This is a genomic window from Paraburkholderia tropica (genome assembly GCF_900109265.1).
Classification (GTDB): Bacteria; Pseudomonadota; Gammaproteobacteria; order Burkholderiales; family Burkholderiaceae; genus Paraburkholderia; species Paraburkholderia tropica.
In genome coordinates this window covers 54,197-68,768 of sequence record NZ_FNZM01000032.1, presented here as the reverse complement: position 1 = coordinate 68,768, position 14,572 = coordinate 54,197, and the positions used below count along the sequence as shown (strand labels likewise).

The following is a 14,572-nucleotide window of genomic DNA, read 5'->3' as shown; positions in this document are numbered from 1 at the left end:
ATTAATCCGGCTTTCGCCGGGCTATCCCCCACTACAGGACACGTTCCGATGTATTACTCACCCGTTCGCCACTCGCCACCAGGTGCAAGCACCCGTGCTGCCGTTCGACTTGCATGTGTAAGGCATGCCGCCAGCGTTCAATCTGAGCCAGGATCAAACTCTTCAGTTTAAACCTGTTACTGTTTTCGGTTCTTTCGAACCGGTCGCTCACTCAAAGCTGACAGGTATCTGAATTGCTTCAAAAACCTGACTTACTTTAGTGTGAGACTCTTGATACTTTTGCTTCTCCTGACGTGCTCCGAAGAACCGGTCAGGTCGCATCACCTATCAAGCGCCCACACTTATCGGCTGTAAATTTTTAAAGAACAATTTCGTCTCAATCGCTTCGTTTTCGTTCGCAGCGATCAGCGAAGGAGGCGAATTATGCGGGTCATTCCGGATGCCGTCAAGCGCTTTTGCGAAAAAAGTTTTCGGGCCGGAAAATACCCATTTTGTGAACCGCGAACGCGACGCGCGCACAGCCCAACCGGCCCGCACGATCTGCGCGTCTGCGCAGCCATTCCTCACACATCTCTCCCCGCAAAAAGAAAAGCCCGTCACCCTATTGCAAACGCAGGCTTCGACTATATCGTAGAAATGCGATATAAGATTCGCATAGTGACGATGCAATTTCCATGAAGAAATCTCAACCGACCCCGCAGCTCGATCTCGACGCCATCTACAAGGCGCTGGCCAATCCCGTACGTCGCGAGATCCTCGCGTGCCTGCGGGAGCCGCACGTGCATTTCGCCGATCAGGAGCTTCCGCTCGATCACGGCGTCTGCGCGGGCAAGATCGACGCGCACTGCGCGCTCTCGCAGTCGACCGTCTCGGCGCACCTGGCCGCGCTTCAGAAGGCCGGCCTCGTGACGTCGAAGAAAGTCGGTCAATGGGTGTTCTTCAAGCGCAACGAGCCGGTCATCGAGGCGTTCCTCGCCCACATGAGCCAGCAGTTGTGACGGCGCGTCAGCGCAATCGTCCGTTTCATTTCCGATATTTCCGCTAATCCGCTCAGCTTTTTGGCTCGCGGTACGAGGTGAACCTATGGCAACGCTTTTCGACCCCATCCAGATCGGCGATCTCACTCTGCCCAACCGCATCATCATGGCGCCGCTCACGCGCGCTCGCGCTAACGACGTGCGCCTGCCGAACGCATTGATGGCGAAGTACTACGCCGAACGCGCTTCGGCCGGCCTCATCATCAGCGAGGCGACCTCGGTGACGCCGCAGGGCGTCGGTTACGCCGAAACGCCCGGCATCTGGTCGCAGGAGCAGGTCGAGGGCTGGAAGATCGTGACCGAGGCCGTGCACGCCGCGGGCGGGCGCATCTTCCTGCAACTGTGGCACGTCGGCCGCATCTCCGATCCGATGTTCCTCGACGGCGCCCTCCCCGTCGCGCCCAGCGCCATCGCCGCGCAGGGCAACGTGAGCCTCGTGCGCCCGCCGCGGCCGTTCGTGACGCCGCGCGCACTCGGTATCGACGAAATCCCCGGCGTGGTTGCCGCGTTCCGCCAGGGCGCGATCAACGCGAAGGCCGCGGGCTTCGACGGCGTCGAGATTCACGGCGCGAACGGTTATCTGCTCGACCAGTTCCTGCAGGACAGCACCAACCAGCGCACCGACGCCTACGGCGGCTCGATCGAGAACCGCGCGCGCCTGCTGCTCGAAGTCACCGACGCGTGCATCGAAATCTGGGGCGCCGACCGCGTGGGCATGCACATCGCGCCGCGCGGCGACGCCCACACGATGGGCGATTCGGACCCGGCGGCCACCTTCGGCTATGTCGCGCGTGAGTTGGGCAAGCGCAAGCTCGCGTTCCTGTTCGCGCGCGAATCGCTCGGCGAGAACCGCCTCGGCCCGCAATTGAAGGCCGAATTCGGCGGCCCGTTCATCGCGAACGAGAAGTTCACGCTGGAATCGGCGCAACAGGTGCTTGCGGCAGGCGAGGCCGACGCCATCGCGTGGGGCCAGCTCTTCATCGCCAATCCGGATCTGCCGCACCGCTTCGCGACGAATGCGCCGCTCAATGCGCCGGTTCCGTCCACGTTCTATGCGCGCGGCGAAACGGGCTACACGGACTATCCGTCGCTCGATAACGTCGCTTAAGCGCGCTCCGGCACGCAACCCGCGCGCACAAAAACGGCGCACGAAAAAAAGCCCCGGCAAAGGCACACCGCCTTTCCGGGGTTTTTTCATCGACGATTAACATCGCGCGATAAAACTGAAGATAGAACTGAACCAGGCGCGCGCCCCATTCGCCGCGCATCGCCGCCGATAGCGCGTTTCAATTGGCATCGCGCGCGAGACTGTCCTTGAATTCGAATCCTGTCTGCCCATCCAACCGCAACCGCCGATCGGAGATTCGTCATGCCCCAAGTGGACGCCGAGCAAATCGTTCATAGCATTGCCGAGGAAACCCACACGCCCGAGGAAACCGTCGCGCGCATTTACGCCGACGCGCTCGCCGAATACCGCATCGACGCCCGTATTCAGGACTACCTGCCGCTCTTCGCCGCGCGCAAGGTTCGTGCGACCCTGCGGCAAAACAGCGCAAAGCCGGGTTGATAGCCGACTTCAACCCCACGCCGCTTCCCTTTCCGCCGTCGCCGAAAAAGTACGCGCGAGTACCGCTTTTCAAGCGGCGCCGCGCGTATTCGCTCGCGCACCGTTTTTACATCGCCGCATTCGCCTCGCGTTTTTTACGCGCCGCGCCTCCGCCGTTATTCCGCGTTGACTCTTAAGGTTCGTTTAATTCTTCACTGTAACCATATGCTCACCCCTGTTGAGCCGCCGGAACATCGGCGGCGTTTTTTTATGCGGCAAGCCGAGGAGGAGCGAAGTCATGGTTGAAGACGACGACGTGCTGATGCACCTGCAATCCCTGCTGCGCGACGGCTCGCCCGGACGCGTCGCCTCTTGCCGCGTCTCCACGCCGCTGCAGCATCCCTGGGGCCGCGCTTACCGCCTCGTCGAGTGGACCACGCCGCTCGACGACGGCGCGCGCCGCCAGGTCGTGCCGGCGGAAAGCTCGGCCTTCGAAATCGCGCGTCTGGTCGCCGAACACGTGCCGGGTCGCCGCATTCTGCTCAACGGCGAACCCGTCGATACAGAGCGTCCGCGCACGCGCCGACGCTCGCGCAGCAGCCGCGCGAGCGCACGCGCGGTGAGCTGATACAGCCTGACGAAACCGCGCGTCCCGCCAGCCGGGGCGCGCCGCTTTTCGTTGCGCCCGCGTTCCACGCACGCAAAACGCACACGCACAACCCACACGCAGAACCCATCGCGCGACGCGCCAGCCGCCGACGCGTTACGCCACCATCCTTCCCAACATCGCGTCCAGTTCGGCGCTGACGACCGTCATCGGCGCGCGCAGTTCGTTGCGGATCAATCCGCGTTGCGCGAGCGCGGCCTTCACCGGCCCCGGATTCGGTTCCGCGAACGCAGCGCGCACGAGCGGCACGAGGCCGTGCCAGAGTGCGCGTGCATCGCCGAGACGTTCTTCGCGCACGGCTTGCGCCATCGCCACGAAACGCGCCGGCAGCAGATGCGCCGACGCCGCGATCGCCCCGCTCGCGCCCGCGCAGAGTGCGCCGAACATCTCGATGTCCTCGCCGCAGAGCACCTGCAGGCGGCCGTCGAGGATCAGCGCGAGCGTCTTGTCGAGCGAGCCGCCGCAATCCTTCACCGCGACGATGCGCTCGTGCCCCGCCAGTTCGAGCAGCGTCGCGAGTTCGAGGCGCACGCCGGTGCGCGCGGGAATGTCGTAAAGGATCACCGGCTTGCGGCTCGCGTCGGCGAGCGCCGCGAAATGGCCGATCACCCCTGCCTGCGACGGCCGAATGTAATACGGCGCCGCCGCCAGCACGCCCGCGATGGGCGCGTCGTTGAGCGCCTCGATGCGCTCGCGCACCGAGGCCGTGTGATTGCCGCTCACGCCCGCCACGACCGGCAGCATCCCGGCGGCGGCCAGCACCGTGGCGAGCACGGCGTCCTGCTCGCGATCGTCGAGCGCGGCAGGCTCGCCGGTCGTGCCGAGCGCGACGAAGCCCGCCACGCCCGCATGCGCGTAGTGGCGCACCAGCGCGTCGAGCGCCTCGTGATCGACCGCTCCCTGGTTGAACGGCGTGACGAGCGGAATCCAGATACCCGAAAACGAAGACATGACTTTCCCTTGAACGCGACCGAGTGGAAGGTCCGTCGAGCGGTGCGGGGAAGTCGGGCTGGCCTGGAGAAAAGGCGGGGGCGGCAAGCTGTTCCATCGCAACATCCGACGGAACAGCAAGCTCCGGTCAGATGAGCGGCTGTTTTTTGGCTTTGGCTTTCACGCTGACCGACGCGGCCTGCGCGCGCGCCGACACCGCGCGCGTAGCGGCGGCGATGGGCTGGGCGAAGGTATTCGGCTGACGTGACATGGCCTGAAGTGTAACCGAGATCGTCCGCCCGCGCGCCGCCAATCTAGCGACGCGCCTCGCCGTGCACTTCCACATCGAGAATCGGCGAGTCGAGCAGCAGATTCGGTGCATCGGCCGGATCGCGCCTCGTGAGCTTGCCGTCCACGCTCGCGCCGCAATCCATCTGCAACTGCTGGTAGTAGATGTTGCCGACCACGTGCGCATTCGATTGCAGCTCGATGAAATGATCCGCGATGACGTCGCCGACAATGCGCCCGTTCACGACGATGTCGTAGCCATGCACGTTGCCCTGCACCGCGCTGCGCTCGCTCAGCACGAGCAGCGTCTGCGCGCCCGTCTTGCCGCTGAGGTTGCCGGTCACCTGGCCGTCGAGGCGCAAGCCGTCGGCGAATTCGAGGTTGCCCGTGATGCGCACATCCTCGGCGATCAGCGTCGCGAGCTTGGTCTGCTGGATGCCCGGCTGGGGCTTCTTCTTGTTGAACATGAACTCCACCGTTGCGTTTGTGTTGCTGAAAAGATGCCGTGGCTCGGCTCACGGCACGAAACTCGGGAAACCGGCGCAAGCGCTTACTGCGCGGGACTGCCGCCGTTGGCGTTGGCGTTGGCGCGGTTGCCGGCGTTGCCGCTACCGTTGCCGTTGGCGCCGCCAACCGCGCCGTGGCTGCGCAGAAACAGCAGTTCGGCCTGCACTTTCGCCGCCTGCGCCTGCGCGGCGTCCGCCGATTGCTGCAAAGCCACCCGCGCCGCGCGCTCCTGCTCAAGCGCGAGCTGGGCGGTCGTGAGCTGGGTTTGCAGCACATCGGGCTCGATCACGGGACAGGCCGGCGCGCCGCCACGCAGCGCCCACGCCGACGCCGCCGCGCCCGCGCCGCCCGCGAGCGCCGTCCACGCAATCGCTATCGCCCAGCGCGACGCGCGCGAGCGCACCGGCTGGAGTTCGAACGCGCGCTTCGCGTCCGTGCGCACACGCGCGGAGGGACGCGCGTCAGCCATTCGCCCGTCCGCCGTGATCGGCGCCCTCGGCACCATTGGCAGCATTGGCTCGCTCGGCGCTGGCACTTTGACCCGCGCCGTTGGCCGCGCCCACGCGATAGGCGCCGAACAGCGCGAGGTAATCGGACGGATTGACCTGCGCGCCGCGCACGATGACCTCGAAATGCAGATGCGGGCCGGTCGAGCGCCCCGTCGAACCGACGTCGGCGATATGCTCGCCCGGCAGCACGACGTCGCCCGCCTTCACGTCGAGTTTCGAAGCGTGGCCGTAGCGCGTGATGAAGCCGTTGCCGTGATCGATCTCCACGGCGTTGCCGTAGCCCGCCTTCTGCCCCGCGAAAATCACGCGGCCGCCCGCGGCGGCGAGAATCGGCGTGCCGGTGGGCGCGACGAGATCGACGCCCGGATGGAAGCTGAGCCGTTTCGAGAACGGATCGATGCGATTGCCGAACGGCGAGCCCATGCGGCCGCCGTCAGTCGGCCTGCGGCCCGGATACGCCTGCAAGGCGACCTCGTGAAGCGCGACCGCGTGTTCGAGCGCGCTCAGCGTCGCGCTCATGCAATCGACCTCGCCGACCACCGCGTGCGTGTTGGCGCGCGCCGCCGACGACTCCGCACAGCGACGCGGCGCGAGCGCGGGACCGCCCTCGCCGTCATCGTCGTCGCCGGAATGCTCGTGCGCGGCGGCGGGCGCCGTGGCCGTGCCGCGCGGCGCCTGCGCGCGCAGACGCTCGTCGAACTGGCGCAACTGCGCGAGCTGCGCAGCGAGGCGCTCGATACGCGGATCGAGCAAGGCGATCGACGCGTTCATCCGGCCGATCTCGCCCACCACATAGTGATGCTGCGCGGCGCCCGTCTGGCCCGGCGCGGCCGCCCCGGCGGCGCCGCTAAACCGGCCGATGGCGATGCCGCCCGCCAGCGAGACCAGCGCCGCGGCGCCGGCGGTCGCGATCAGCGTACGGCGCGCGGCGCGCTGCGTGACGAAGCGGGTGCCGCCACGGGAAAGCTCGTCGTTGGAGCTGGACCACGGCAATTTCATGATCGCCCCCGCAAGCGCAATTTCGCCCACAAAGGTGAAGCCCTCACGCCGATGAACACGATCCGAATAGCCATCTCAGTCTGCCGGGGCCGGCCTGCGCCCGCCCTTCCTGAAAACGAAACGGCGATTATCGTGGCGTCTGAAAAATACCCATCCCGATAAAAAGTCCGCCTGAACAGGCAAACCGAACGTCGCCGCGACAATCGCGACGCCCTGCCCCGCGAAAATCGCTTGACTTCTCGCCCCGCCGAACTAATATACGCACCGCGTACATAAACCAGCCAACACGGGTGCCAGCATGAGCGTTCCGCAACAAGCCTTCCTCCGCGACGCCATGCGTCGCCTGAACATGACCCGCGATGCCTTCGCGAGCCGCATCGGCGTCACGCGCCGCGCGCTCGACACGTGGTTGCTGCCCGAGGAATCGCAGGAATCGCGTGCCATGCCCGAGATCGTCGAGCGTTTCGTCTCGGAAATCGTCGGTGGCGGCGAGCCGCGTGAAAGCTATACGCAAAGCGTAGATCCGCGCTCGCTGGCCAGCCAGATGCAATTCGAGGGCAAGCCGCAACTGCTGTCCGTCGACCAGTTCTCGCGCGACTCCGTCGAAGCGCTGTTCCGCGTCGCCGACATCATGCAGCCCATCGCGCGCCGCCGGAAAATCTCGCGCGTGCTCGAAGGCGCGGTGCTCGGCAACCTGTTCTTCGAGGCCAGCACGCGCACCCGCGTGAGCTTCGGCGCCGCGTTCTGCCGCCTGGGCGGTTCGGTCTGCGATACGACCGGCTTCACGTTCTCGTCGATGGCCAAGGGCGAATCGATCTACGACACGAGCCGCGTGATGGCCGGCTACGTCGACGCGATGGTGATCCGCCACCCCGACCAGGGCTCGGTGGCCGAATTCGCGCGCGCCGTGAACATCCCCGTGATCAACGGCGGCGACGGTCCCGGCGAGCACCCGAGTCAGGCGCTGCTCGACCTCTACACGATCCAGCGCGAGTTCTCGCGTCTGGGCAAGATCGTCGACGGCGCGCACATCGCGCTCGTCGGCGACCTGAAATACGGCCGCACGGTGCACTCGCTCGTGAAGCTGCTCGCGCTCTATCGCGGCATCAAGTTCACGCTCATTTCGCCGCCGATGCTCGAAATGCCGCAGTACATCGTCGACAAGATCTCGACCAACGGCCATGTGGTCGAGCAGACGACCGACCTTAAGGAAGGTCTGCGCGGCGCGGACGTGGTGTACGCCACGCGCATCCAGAAGGAGCGTTTCACCGACGAGTCCTTCGAAGGCTACACGCCCGATTTCCAGATCAATCTGGCGCTGCTCGACGCTTTCTGCACCCCCGAAACGCTCGTGATGCACCCGCTGCCGCGCGACAGCCGTCCGGGCGCGAACGATCTCTCGACCGACCTGAACCACGATCCGCGTCTCGCGATCTTCCGCCAGACCGACAACGGCATTCCCGTGCGCATGGCGATCTTCGCAGTGCTGCTGGGCGTCGAGAATCTCGTGCAGCATTCGATGCGCGACGCCGTGTGGCGTCCGCCTGCATACCTCGGCCCGGACGACGCCACGTTTCACGGCATCGACTGAAGGCGCGCGTCGCGCCGTCAGCGACTCATGAAAAAAGCCGGGAAGCGTGCTGCTTCCCGGCTTTTTTTGCGCGTGGAGAGTTCGACGGCGCAATCAGTCGATGGTCCGTCGATGCACACCACGCCGCACGGCCGCACGCTTCAATCGCGTGCTTCAATCGCGGATTCAGCCAAACAACGTGTACTCGCCGCCCCGCGCGAGCGCGCGCTGATACGCGGGCCGCGCGTGAATGCGCTCCAGAAACGCGCGAATCGACGGATGCTTTTGCGCGCCCGCGCGCTTCGCACCGGCTTCGAGCGGAAAGCTCATCTGCACGTCGGCGGCCGTGAAGGCGTCGCCGGCGAACCAGCCTGTCGCGTCGAGTTCCTTCGCGATATAGCCGAAGTGCAGCGCGAGCTGCGGCCCGACAAAGCCGCTCTCCAGCGAGGCCGCCACCTTGCGCACGACCGGTTTCACGAAGAACGGCACCTTCGCGCCCGCGATGCGCTGCGCGACCAGCGCGAGCAGCAACGGCGGCATCGCTGACCCTTCCGCGTAATGCATCCAGTAACGGTAGCGCAAATGCGCCGGCGTGCCGCGCGCGGGCACGAAGCGGCCATCGCCATATTGCTCCACCAGATATTCGAGGATCGCACCCGACTCGGCCAGCGTGTGTTCGCCATCCGTCACGACCGGCGATTTCCCGAGCGGATGCACCGCGCGCAACGCGGGCGGCGCGAGCATTGTCTCCTTGTCGCGCTGATACTTCACGATGTCGTACTCGACGCCCAGTTCTTCGAGCATCCAGAGCACGCGCTGCGAACGCGAATTGTCGAGGTGGTGAACCGTCAGCATCAGGACTCCTCCAGTTTTGTCGGCGAAACGTCATCGCCTTGTATGCGAAATGAATCACTGCGATTAACTGCTAGCATGCACGGAAAACAGAACAGGAGACTACCGTGCATGCCGTTCTTTTCACGCTGATCGATGGCGTGGCGATCGTCGCGGCGATCGCACTGGCGACGCTCGTCGCCGCGCTCGTGATGGTAGCGTCCGCCGGGCCCAGGGCGGCGCAATCCGAGGATGTATTCGGATTCGAATCGCTCGACGCGCCGCCGGCCGTGAGCTTGCCGCCCGTGCAGCGCTACGCGGCGCGCGACGGCGAGCCGCTCGCGTTCCGCTTCTATGACAGCACGGCCCCGCAGGTGCTGATCTTCGTGCACGGCTCGTCGTATCACGGCGCGTCGTATCACGCGCTCGCGGCGCATCTGAGCCAGCGCGGCATCGCGCGCGTCGTGCTGCCGAATCTGCGCGGTCACTATCTTTCCGGCACGCGGCGCGGCGACATCGACTATATCGGCCAGTTCGAGGACGATCTCGCCGATCTCGTCACGCACCTGCGCAATCGCGGCGAGTCCGGATCGATCGTGCTCGGTGGGCATTCGAGCGGCGGCGGTCTCGTGATTCGTTTCGCGGGCGGCGCGCATGCCGCGCTGGTCGCGCGCTTTCTTGCGCTGAGTCCGGCCATCGCGCGCTCGCGTTCGCTCAAGGCCAATAGCGGCTGGGCAAGCCTGCATCTGCGGCGGATCATCGGGCTCGCGCTGCTGAACCTGTTCGGCGTGCACGGCTTCGATGCGTTGCCGGTGATCGCCTTCAACAAGCCCGCGCGGTTTCGCGACGGCAGCGAAACGCTCGCGTATTCGTATCGGCTCAATAGCGCGTACCATCCGCGCGCGCGTTTCGACCGCGATGTGGCGAAGCTCGGCGCGCAATCGGCGGTGCTGGTCGGCGCGAACGACGAAGCCGTCGATGCGCCCTTGCTCGGCGAACTCGTCGCGCGCGCTTCGCCTGAAACTTACTTCGCTATCCTTCCCGATATCAATCACTTCGGCGTGTTCACGCGCGAGCCGGCGATCGCCGCCGTGGCGGCATGGCTCGCCGCCCAACCGGACGACGGCGACACGCAGCGCGTCGCGGCCGGCGCGGCCAGCGTGGTCTGACGCATCGCGCGAAAGACATCGCGCGAAAAGCATCGGGCGGAAGGCAAATTCGATGACGGCTGTCCGCGCCGCCAGCTTCGCGACGGCCCGATGTCAGCCGCACGACAGGTCCGCGCCAGAAGCCGGATCGTCACGCGTTTTTCGCTTTTCCGCGCTTTACTTTCGTCACGCTCGCGTGCAACGTGCAGGTCTGATCCCGCCGGTGCGCCAGGTTGGCCGCCGGGTTGGACACCGTGTCGCCGCCGCACGCGCGGCACTGAATTTGCTCCCGCCGTTGTTTCGTAGACCGAGGTCCGCACGCTGCGCGACGTCTCACGCGGCATCGCGATTCGCGTGCGCTTGCCATCCTTGATGGAGCCCGCCGAACGCCATGTCACACGATCGCTCTCACGACGCGCCCGCTGCCGCCGACACGCCCGCGCCCACCCCGCCCGCCGACACCTCGCGCCGACGCTTCCTGCAATCGGCCGCCGCAGCCGCCGCGCTCGGCGCGACGCCGCATCTGCACGCCCAGCCAAACGCGCCCGCGAGCGACGCCGCGAACGACACCGCAAGCGCGCCGCCCGTCGTGCCCGCGCAGCCGGTTCAACTCAGCATCAACGGCCGCGAGTACGCGCTGCATATCGAACCGCGCGTGACGCTGCTCGACGCCTTGCGCGATTACGCCGGTCTCACCGGCACGAAGAAAGGCTGCGATCGCGGCCAGTGCGGCGCGTGCACCGTGCTCGTCGAAGGCCGCCGCATCAACGCGTGCCTGACGCTCGCGGTGATGCACGAAGGCCAGCGCATCACCACGGTCGAAGGTCTCGCGAGCGCGACGCAACCGAGCCCGATCCAGCGCGCCTTCGTCGAGCGCGACGCGTTGCAGTGCGGCTTCTGTACGCCGGGGCAGTTGTGTTCGGCGACGGCGTGTCTCAGCGAATTCGCAGCGGGCACCGCGAGCGCCGCGACCGCCGACGTGCGCACGCGCCCCGCGCAACTGAGCGACGCCGAAATCCGCGAGCGCATGAGCGGCAATCTGTGCCGCTGCGGCGCGTACGTGAACATCGTGGCCGCCGTGCGCGACGCGCACAGCGCCGGCGCGTGACGCACGGAGCCGCTCATGGACGCTCTCTCCTACCAGCGCGCCGCCAGCATCGACGCCGCCATCGCCGCCGCGCAGCAACCGGGCGCGGCCTTCATCGGCGGCGGCACGAATCTGCTCGATCTGATGAAAGGCGGCCTCGCGCATCCCGTCACGCTGATCGACATCACGCGCCTCGCGCCGCTCGATCAGATCGACGCCTTGCCCGATGGCGGCCTGCGCATCGGCGCGCTCGTGCGTAACAGCGACGCCGCCAATCACACGCTCGTGCGCACGCGTTATCCGCTGCTCTCGCAAGCGCTGCTCGCGGGCGCGTCGCCGCAATTGCGCAACATGGCGACGGTCGGCGGAAATCTGCTGCAACGCACGCGCTGCGATTACTTCTACGACACTGCGTTCGCGCAATGCAACAAGCGCGCGCCCGGTAGCGGCTGCGCGGCGCTCGGCGGCTTCAACCGGCTGCACGCGATCCTCGGCGCGAGCACGCAATGCGTGGCCGTGAATCCGTCCGATATGAGCGTGGCGCTCGCGGCGCTCGACGCCGTCGTGCAGGTGCGCGGTCCGAACGGCGCGCGCGCGATTGCCTTCGCGCAGTTTCATCGACTGCCCGGCGAGCGTCCCGATCTCGACACCACGCTCGCGCCTGGCGAACTGATCACGTCGGTCGATCTGCCGCCGCCCGCCTTCAGCGATCACGCGCATTACCTGAAGCTGCGCGACCGCGCGAGCTATGCGTTCGCGCTCGTCTCCGTGGCAGCGGCGCTGCAACTCGACGGCCGGACCGTGCGCAGCGTGCGCCTCGCGCTGGGCGGCGTCGCGCACAAGCCGTGGCGCGCGAGTGTCGCCGAGCAGCATCTCACCGGACGCCCGCTCGACACCGCAACGTTACGCGCGGCCGCCGCCGCCGAACTCGCGCAGGCGCGGCCGCTGCCGGGCAATGCGTTCAAGGTCGAACTGGCGCAGCGCGCGATCGTCCGCGCGACTTTGCTGGCGGCGGGCGCCACGGGAGACTTCGCATGAGCGACGCGAACCAGGACGCGAATCACGACACGAATCACGACACGAAGCGGCTGATCGGCCAGCCCGTCGATCGCATCGACGGCATGCTCAAAGTCACGGGCAGTGCGAGCTATGCGTCGGACTTTCCCGAGGCGCGGCTCGCGCACGCGGTGATCGTGACGAGCACCCTATCGAGCGGCACGATCACGTCGATCGACACGCGCCGCGCGCAGGCGATGCCCGGCGTGCTGCTGGTGATGACGTGGCAAAACGCGATGCGACTGCCCAACAACGGCCAGACGCCGCTCGCGCCGCCCGCGGGCCGCCGCCTCACGCTGCTGCAAGACAACATCGTGCGCTACAGCAACGAGCCGGTCGCGGTCGTCGTCGCCGACACGCTGGAGCGCGCCATCGACGCCGCGCAGCACGTCAAGCCGGTCTACGCCGCCACGCCCGGCACGCTCGATTTCGCGCGCGCGAAAAGCGAGGCGCACACGCCGCCCTCGCCGCCGGGCCGTCCCGCCGATTCGTCGCGCGGCGATCCGGAAGCGGGACTGCGCGAAGGCGCGGTGCGCATCGACGCCATCTACACGACGCCGGTGCAATTCCACAATCCGATGGAACCGCACGCGACGATGGCGCGCTGGGACGGCCCCGAACTCACCCTCTACGACTCGACGCAAGGCGTCTCCGGCGCGAGCACCGCCGTCGCCGCCGTGTTCGGCGTGCCCGCCGCGAACGTGCGCGTGATTTCGCCGTTCATCGGCGGCGGCTTCGGCTGCAAGGGTTCGTCGTGGTCGCATGTGAGTCTGTGCGCGATGGCCGCGAAGCAGACCGGACGCCCCGTGCGTCTCGCGCTCGCGCGTCCGCAGATGTTCGGCCCGGTCGGCTCGCGCCCGCACACCGAGCAGCATCTGTCGATCGCGGCGCGCAAAGACGGCACGTTGACCGGCCTGCGTCACGACACCTTTTCGCACACCTCGACGTTCGAGGACTGGACCGAACTGTCCGGACTCGTCACGCGCATGATGTATGCGGTGCCGAACCTGAGCACGAGTCATCGCGTCGTGCCGCTGAACGTGGGCACGCCGACCTTCACGCGCGCGCCCGGCGAAACCACCGGCTCGTTCGCGCTCGAATCGGCGATGGACGAACTCGCGTGGCGGCTCAAGCTCGATCCCGTCGCACTGCGTCTGAAGAATTACGCCGAAGCCGAGCCGCAGGAGGGCAAGCCGTGGTCGTCGAAGGCACTGCGCGAATGCTACGCGGCAGGCGCGGATCGCTTCGGCTGGGCACAGCGCGTGAACGCGCCGCGCGCGATGCGCGAGGGCAATACGCTGATCGGCTGGGGCATGGCGAGCGCGACCTATCCCGCGAACCGCGGCGAAGCGTCCGCGCTCGCGCGCATCCTGCCCGACGGCACGGCGATGGTCGCCTCCGGCACGCAGGACCTCGGCACCGGCACCTATACCGTGATGACGCAGGTGGCCGCCGATGCGCTCGGCTTTCCGCCCGATCGCATCGCGTTCGCGCTCGGCGATTCGACGCTGCCGCGCGCGCCCGGCTCGGGCGGCTCGCAGTCGGCGGCGAGCGTGTCGCCGGCCGTGCAGGCCGCGGCGCGCGCCGCGCGCGACAAACTGATCGCGCTGGCCGTGGCCGACCGCGCCTCGCCCGTGTACAGCGCCGCGCCCGCCGAGGTCACCGTCAGCGACGGCTGGGTCGTGTTGCGCAGCGACCCGTCGCGCCGCGATCCCGCCGCCGCCATCGTGGCGCGCGCGGGCGGCCAGCCAATCGACGCGCAGGCCACGGCTAAACCGGGCGACGAGCGCAGGCAGTACGCGTTCCACTCGTTCGGCGCGGTCTTTGCCGAAGTGCACGTGGACGCGGAACTGGGCACGGTGCGCGTGACGCGCATCGTCGGCGCTTATGACGTGGGGCAGGTGCTCAACGAGAAGACCGCGCGCAGCCAGTTGATGGGCGGCATGGTGTGGGGCGTGAGCACGGCGCTGCACGAAGACGGTCTGCTCGACACGCGCACGGGCCGCTTCGCAAACGGCAATTTCGCGCAGTACCACGTGCCGGTGAACGCCGACATCGGCGCGCTGGATGTGTTGTTCGTGGGCCAGCCGGATCTGCGCTTCAATGCGGTCGGCGTGCGCGGCATCGGCGAGATCGGCATTACGGGCGTGCCCGCCGCCATCGCGAACGCCGTGTATCACGCGACGGGCGTGCGCGTGCGCGATTTGCCGATCACGCTCGACAAGCTGATGCTGCCGCAGCACGCGTTCGCGTGAAGCGGCGGCATCGTCGATCTGGCGTTGATTCAGCGTCGATTCGCTCGCCGCACCTCACGCGCGCGCGGGGCAATCCGCGCTTGCCCCGCGCGCCATTGCGCCGCACAATCGGCCCATTCCCTTCTCGCGCGGCTCGCCCCGC

General features: G+C 67.1%; 13 protein-coding genes, 1 rRNA gene and 1 pseudogene. 9 read left to right on the top strand and 6 right to left on the bottom strand.

The features are described 5' to 3' along the window. Positions 1 to 169, bottom strand: a 16S ribosomal RNA gene (locus BMY06_RS35505); the annotation flags it as partial. 505 nt (positions 170 to 674) lie between these two features. Between BMY06_RS35505 and BMY06_RS35500 the strand changes: the two genes are divergently transcribed. The 4 genes and pseudogenes from BMY06_RS35500 to BMY06_RS35485 all read left to right on the top strand — a co-directional run. Continuing rightward, positions 675 to 998 (top strand): ArsR/SmtB family transcription factor, encoded by a 324-nt coding sequence (locus tag BMY06_RS35500; protein WP_065063295.1) that lies wholly within the window; start codon positions 675 to 677, stop codon positions 996 to 998. An 85-nt stretch (positions 999 to 1,083) separates the two neighbouring features. Next, positions 1,084 to 2,145 carry an alkene reductase gene (locus BMY06_RS35495; RefSeq protein WP_065063297.1) on the top strand — a complete coding sequence of 354 codons (1,062 nt, stop codon included), beginning with the start codon at positions 1,084 to 1,086 and terminating at the stop codon, positions 2,143 to 2,145. A gap of 261 nt (positions 2,146 to 2,406) precedes the next feature. Beyond that, positions 2,407 to 2,604, top strand: coding sequence for a DUF3562 domain-containing protein (locus tag BMY06_RS35490; protein ID WP_065063299.1), 198 nt, complete (start codon positions 2,407 to 2,409; stop codon positions 2,602 to 2,604). Positions 2,605 to 2,905: 301 nt separating this feature from the next. Beyond that, a pseudogene (locus BMY06_RS35485) lies at positions 2,906 to 3,115 on the top strand (DUF2866 domain-containing protein); the annotation flags it as partial. Between the two features lie 231 nt (positions 3,116 to 3,346). Here the strand turns inward: BMY06_RS35485 and dapA are convergent. The 4 genes from dapA to BMY06_RS35465 all read right to left on the bottom strand — a co-directional run bounded on the left by dapA (position 3,347) and on the right by BMY06_RS35465 (position 6,483). Further along, positions 3,347 to 4,201, bottom strand: coding sequence for a 4-hydroxy-tetrahydrodipicolinate synthase (gene dapA, locus BMY06_RS35480; RefSeq protein WP_074987528.1), 855 nt, complete (start codon positions 4,199 to 4,201; stop codon positions 3,347 to 3,349). 293 nt (positions 4,202 to 4,494) lie between these two features. Further along, positions 4,495 to 4,935 (bottom strand): bactofilin family protein, encoded by a 441-nt coding sequence (locus BMY06_RS35475; protein WP_065063305.1) that lies wholly within the window; start codon positions 4,933 to 4,935, stop codon positions 4,495 to 4,497. 83 nt (positions 4,936 to 5,018) lie between these two features. Further along, entirely contained in the window at positions 5,019 to 5,444 is a 426-nt protein-coding gene (locus BMY06_RS35470; RefSeq protein ID WP_074987527.1) for a hypothetical protein, read from the bottom strand. Continuing rightward, the gene (locus BMY06_RS35465) at positions 5,437 to 6,483 is read right to left on the bottom strand and encodes a M23 family metallopeptidase (RefSeq protein WP_080180676.1); all 1,047 of its coding nucleotides are present in this window, start codon (positions 6,481 to 6,483) and stop codon (positions 5,437 to 5,439) included. Before BMY06_RS35465 ends, BMY06_RS35470 begins: the two co-directional genes overlap by 8 nt. A gap of 298 nt (positions 6,484 to 6,781) precedes the next feature. On the opposite strand from BMY06_RS35465, the gene BMY06_RS35460 reads away from it, so the two are divergent. After that, complete coding sequence (locus BMY06_RS35460) at positions 6,782 to 8,074, top strand: aspartate carbamoyltransferase (protein WP_065063311.1); 1,293 nt, start codon at positions 6,782 to 6,784, stop codon at positions 8,072 to 8,074. A 165-nt stretch (positions 8,075 to 8,239) separates the two neighbouring features. On the opposite strand, the gene BMY06_RS35455 is transcribed toward BMY06_RS35460, so the two are convergent. Then, positions 8,240 to 8,908 (bottom strand): glutathione S-transferase family protein, encoded by a 669-nt coding sequence (locus BMY06_RS35455; RefSeq protein WP_065063313.1) that lies wholly within the window; start codon positions 8,906 to 8,908, stop codon positions 8,240 to 8,242. A 104-nt stretch (positions 8,909 to 9,012) separates the two neighbouring features. Here BMY06_RS35455 and BMY06_RS35450 point away from each other — a divergent pair, with 104 nt between their 5' ends. The 4 genes from BMY06_RS35450 (at position 9,013) to BMY06_RS35435 (ending at position 14,430) form a co-directional block, all read left to right on the top strand. Then, positions 9,013 to 10,053: an alpha/beta fold hydrolase gene (locus BMY06_RS35450; protein ID WP_074987525.1), complete on the top strand. Its 1,041-nt coding sequence runs from the start codon at positions 9,013 to 9,015 to the stop codon at positions 10,051 to 10,053. A gap of 370 nt (positions 10,054 to 10,423) precedes the next feature. Beyond that, positions 10,424 to 11,140: a (2Fe-2S)-binding protein gene (locus BMY06_RS35445; RefSeq protein ID WP_074987524.1), complete on the top strand. Its 717-nt coding sequence runs from the start codon at positions 10,424 to 10,426 to the stop codon at positions 11,138 to 11,140. Positions 11,141 to 11,155: 15 nt separating this feature from the next. Then, entirely contained in the window at positions 11,156 to 12,157 is a 1,002-nt protein-coding gene (locus BMY06_RS35440; RefSeq protein WP_074987523.1) for an FAD binding domain-containing protein, read from the top strand. Beyond that, positions 12,154 to 14,430 (top strand): xanthine dehydrogenase family protein molybdopterin-binding subunit, encoded by a 2,277-nt coding sequence (locus BMY06_RS35435; protein WP_074987522.1) that lies wholly within the window; start codon positions 12,154 to 12,156, stop codon positions 14,428 to 14,430. The genes BMY06_RS35440 and BMY06_RS35435 overlap by 4 nt, the downstream gene beginning before the upstream one ends. Positions 14,431 to 14,572 lie beyond the last annotated feature (142 nt).

What these genes read in the sequence shown, in the direction of transcription:
- BMY06_RS35500 (WP_065063295.1), top strand. Translation starts at nt 675, where the DNA reads ATGAAGAAATCTCAACCGACCCCGCAGCTCGATCTCGACGCCATCTAC.
- BMY06_RS35495 (WP_065063297.1), top strand. Translation starts at nt 1,084, where the DNA reads ATGGCAACGCTTTTCGACCCCATCCAGATCGGCGATCTCACTCTGCCC.
- BMY06_RS35490 (WP_065063299.1), top strand. Translation starts at nt 2,407, where the DNA reads ATGCCCCAAGTGGACGCCGAGCAAATCGTTCATAGCATTGCCGAGGAA.
- dapA (WP_074987528.1), bottom strand. Translation starts at nt 4,201, where the DNA reads ATGTCTTCGTTTTCGGGTATCTGGATTCCGCTCGTCACGCCGTTCAAC.
- BMY06_RS35475 (WP_065063305.1), bottom strand. Translation starts at nt 4,935, where the DNA reads ATGTTCAACAAGAAGAAGCCCCAGCCGGGCATCCAGCAGACCAAGCTC.
- BMY06_RS35470 (WP_074987527.1), bottom strand. Translation starts at nt 5,444, where the DNA reads ATGGCTGACGCGCGTCCCTCCGCGCGTGTGCGCACGGACGCGAAGCGC.
- BMY06_RS35465 (WP_080180676.1), bottom strand. Translation starts at nt 6,483, where the DNA reads ATGAAATTGCCGTGGTCCAGCTCCAACGACGAGCTTTCCCGTGGCGGC.
- BMY06_RS35460 (WP_065063311.1), top strand. Translation starts at nt 6,782, where the DNA reads ATGAGCGTTCCGCAACAAGCCTTCCTCCGCGACGCCATGCGTCGCCTG.
- BMY06_RS35455 (WP_065063313.1), bottom strand. Translation starts at nt 8,908, where the DNA reads ATGCTGACGGTTCACCACCTCGACAATTCGCGTTCGCAGCGCGTGCTC.
- BMY06_RS35445 (WP_074987524.1), top strand. Translation starts at nt 10,424, where the DNA reads ATGTCACACGATCGCTCTCACGACGCGCCCGCTGCCGCCGACACGCCC.
- BMY06_RS35440 (WP_074987523.1), top strand. Translation starts at nt 11,156, where the DNA reads ATGGACGCTCTCTCCTACCAGCGCGCCGCCAGCATCGACGCCGCCATC.
- BMY06_RS35435 (WP_074987522.1), top strand. Translation starts at nt 12,154, where the DNA reads ATGAGCGACGCGAACCAGGACGCGAATCACGACACGAATCACGACACG.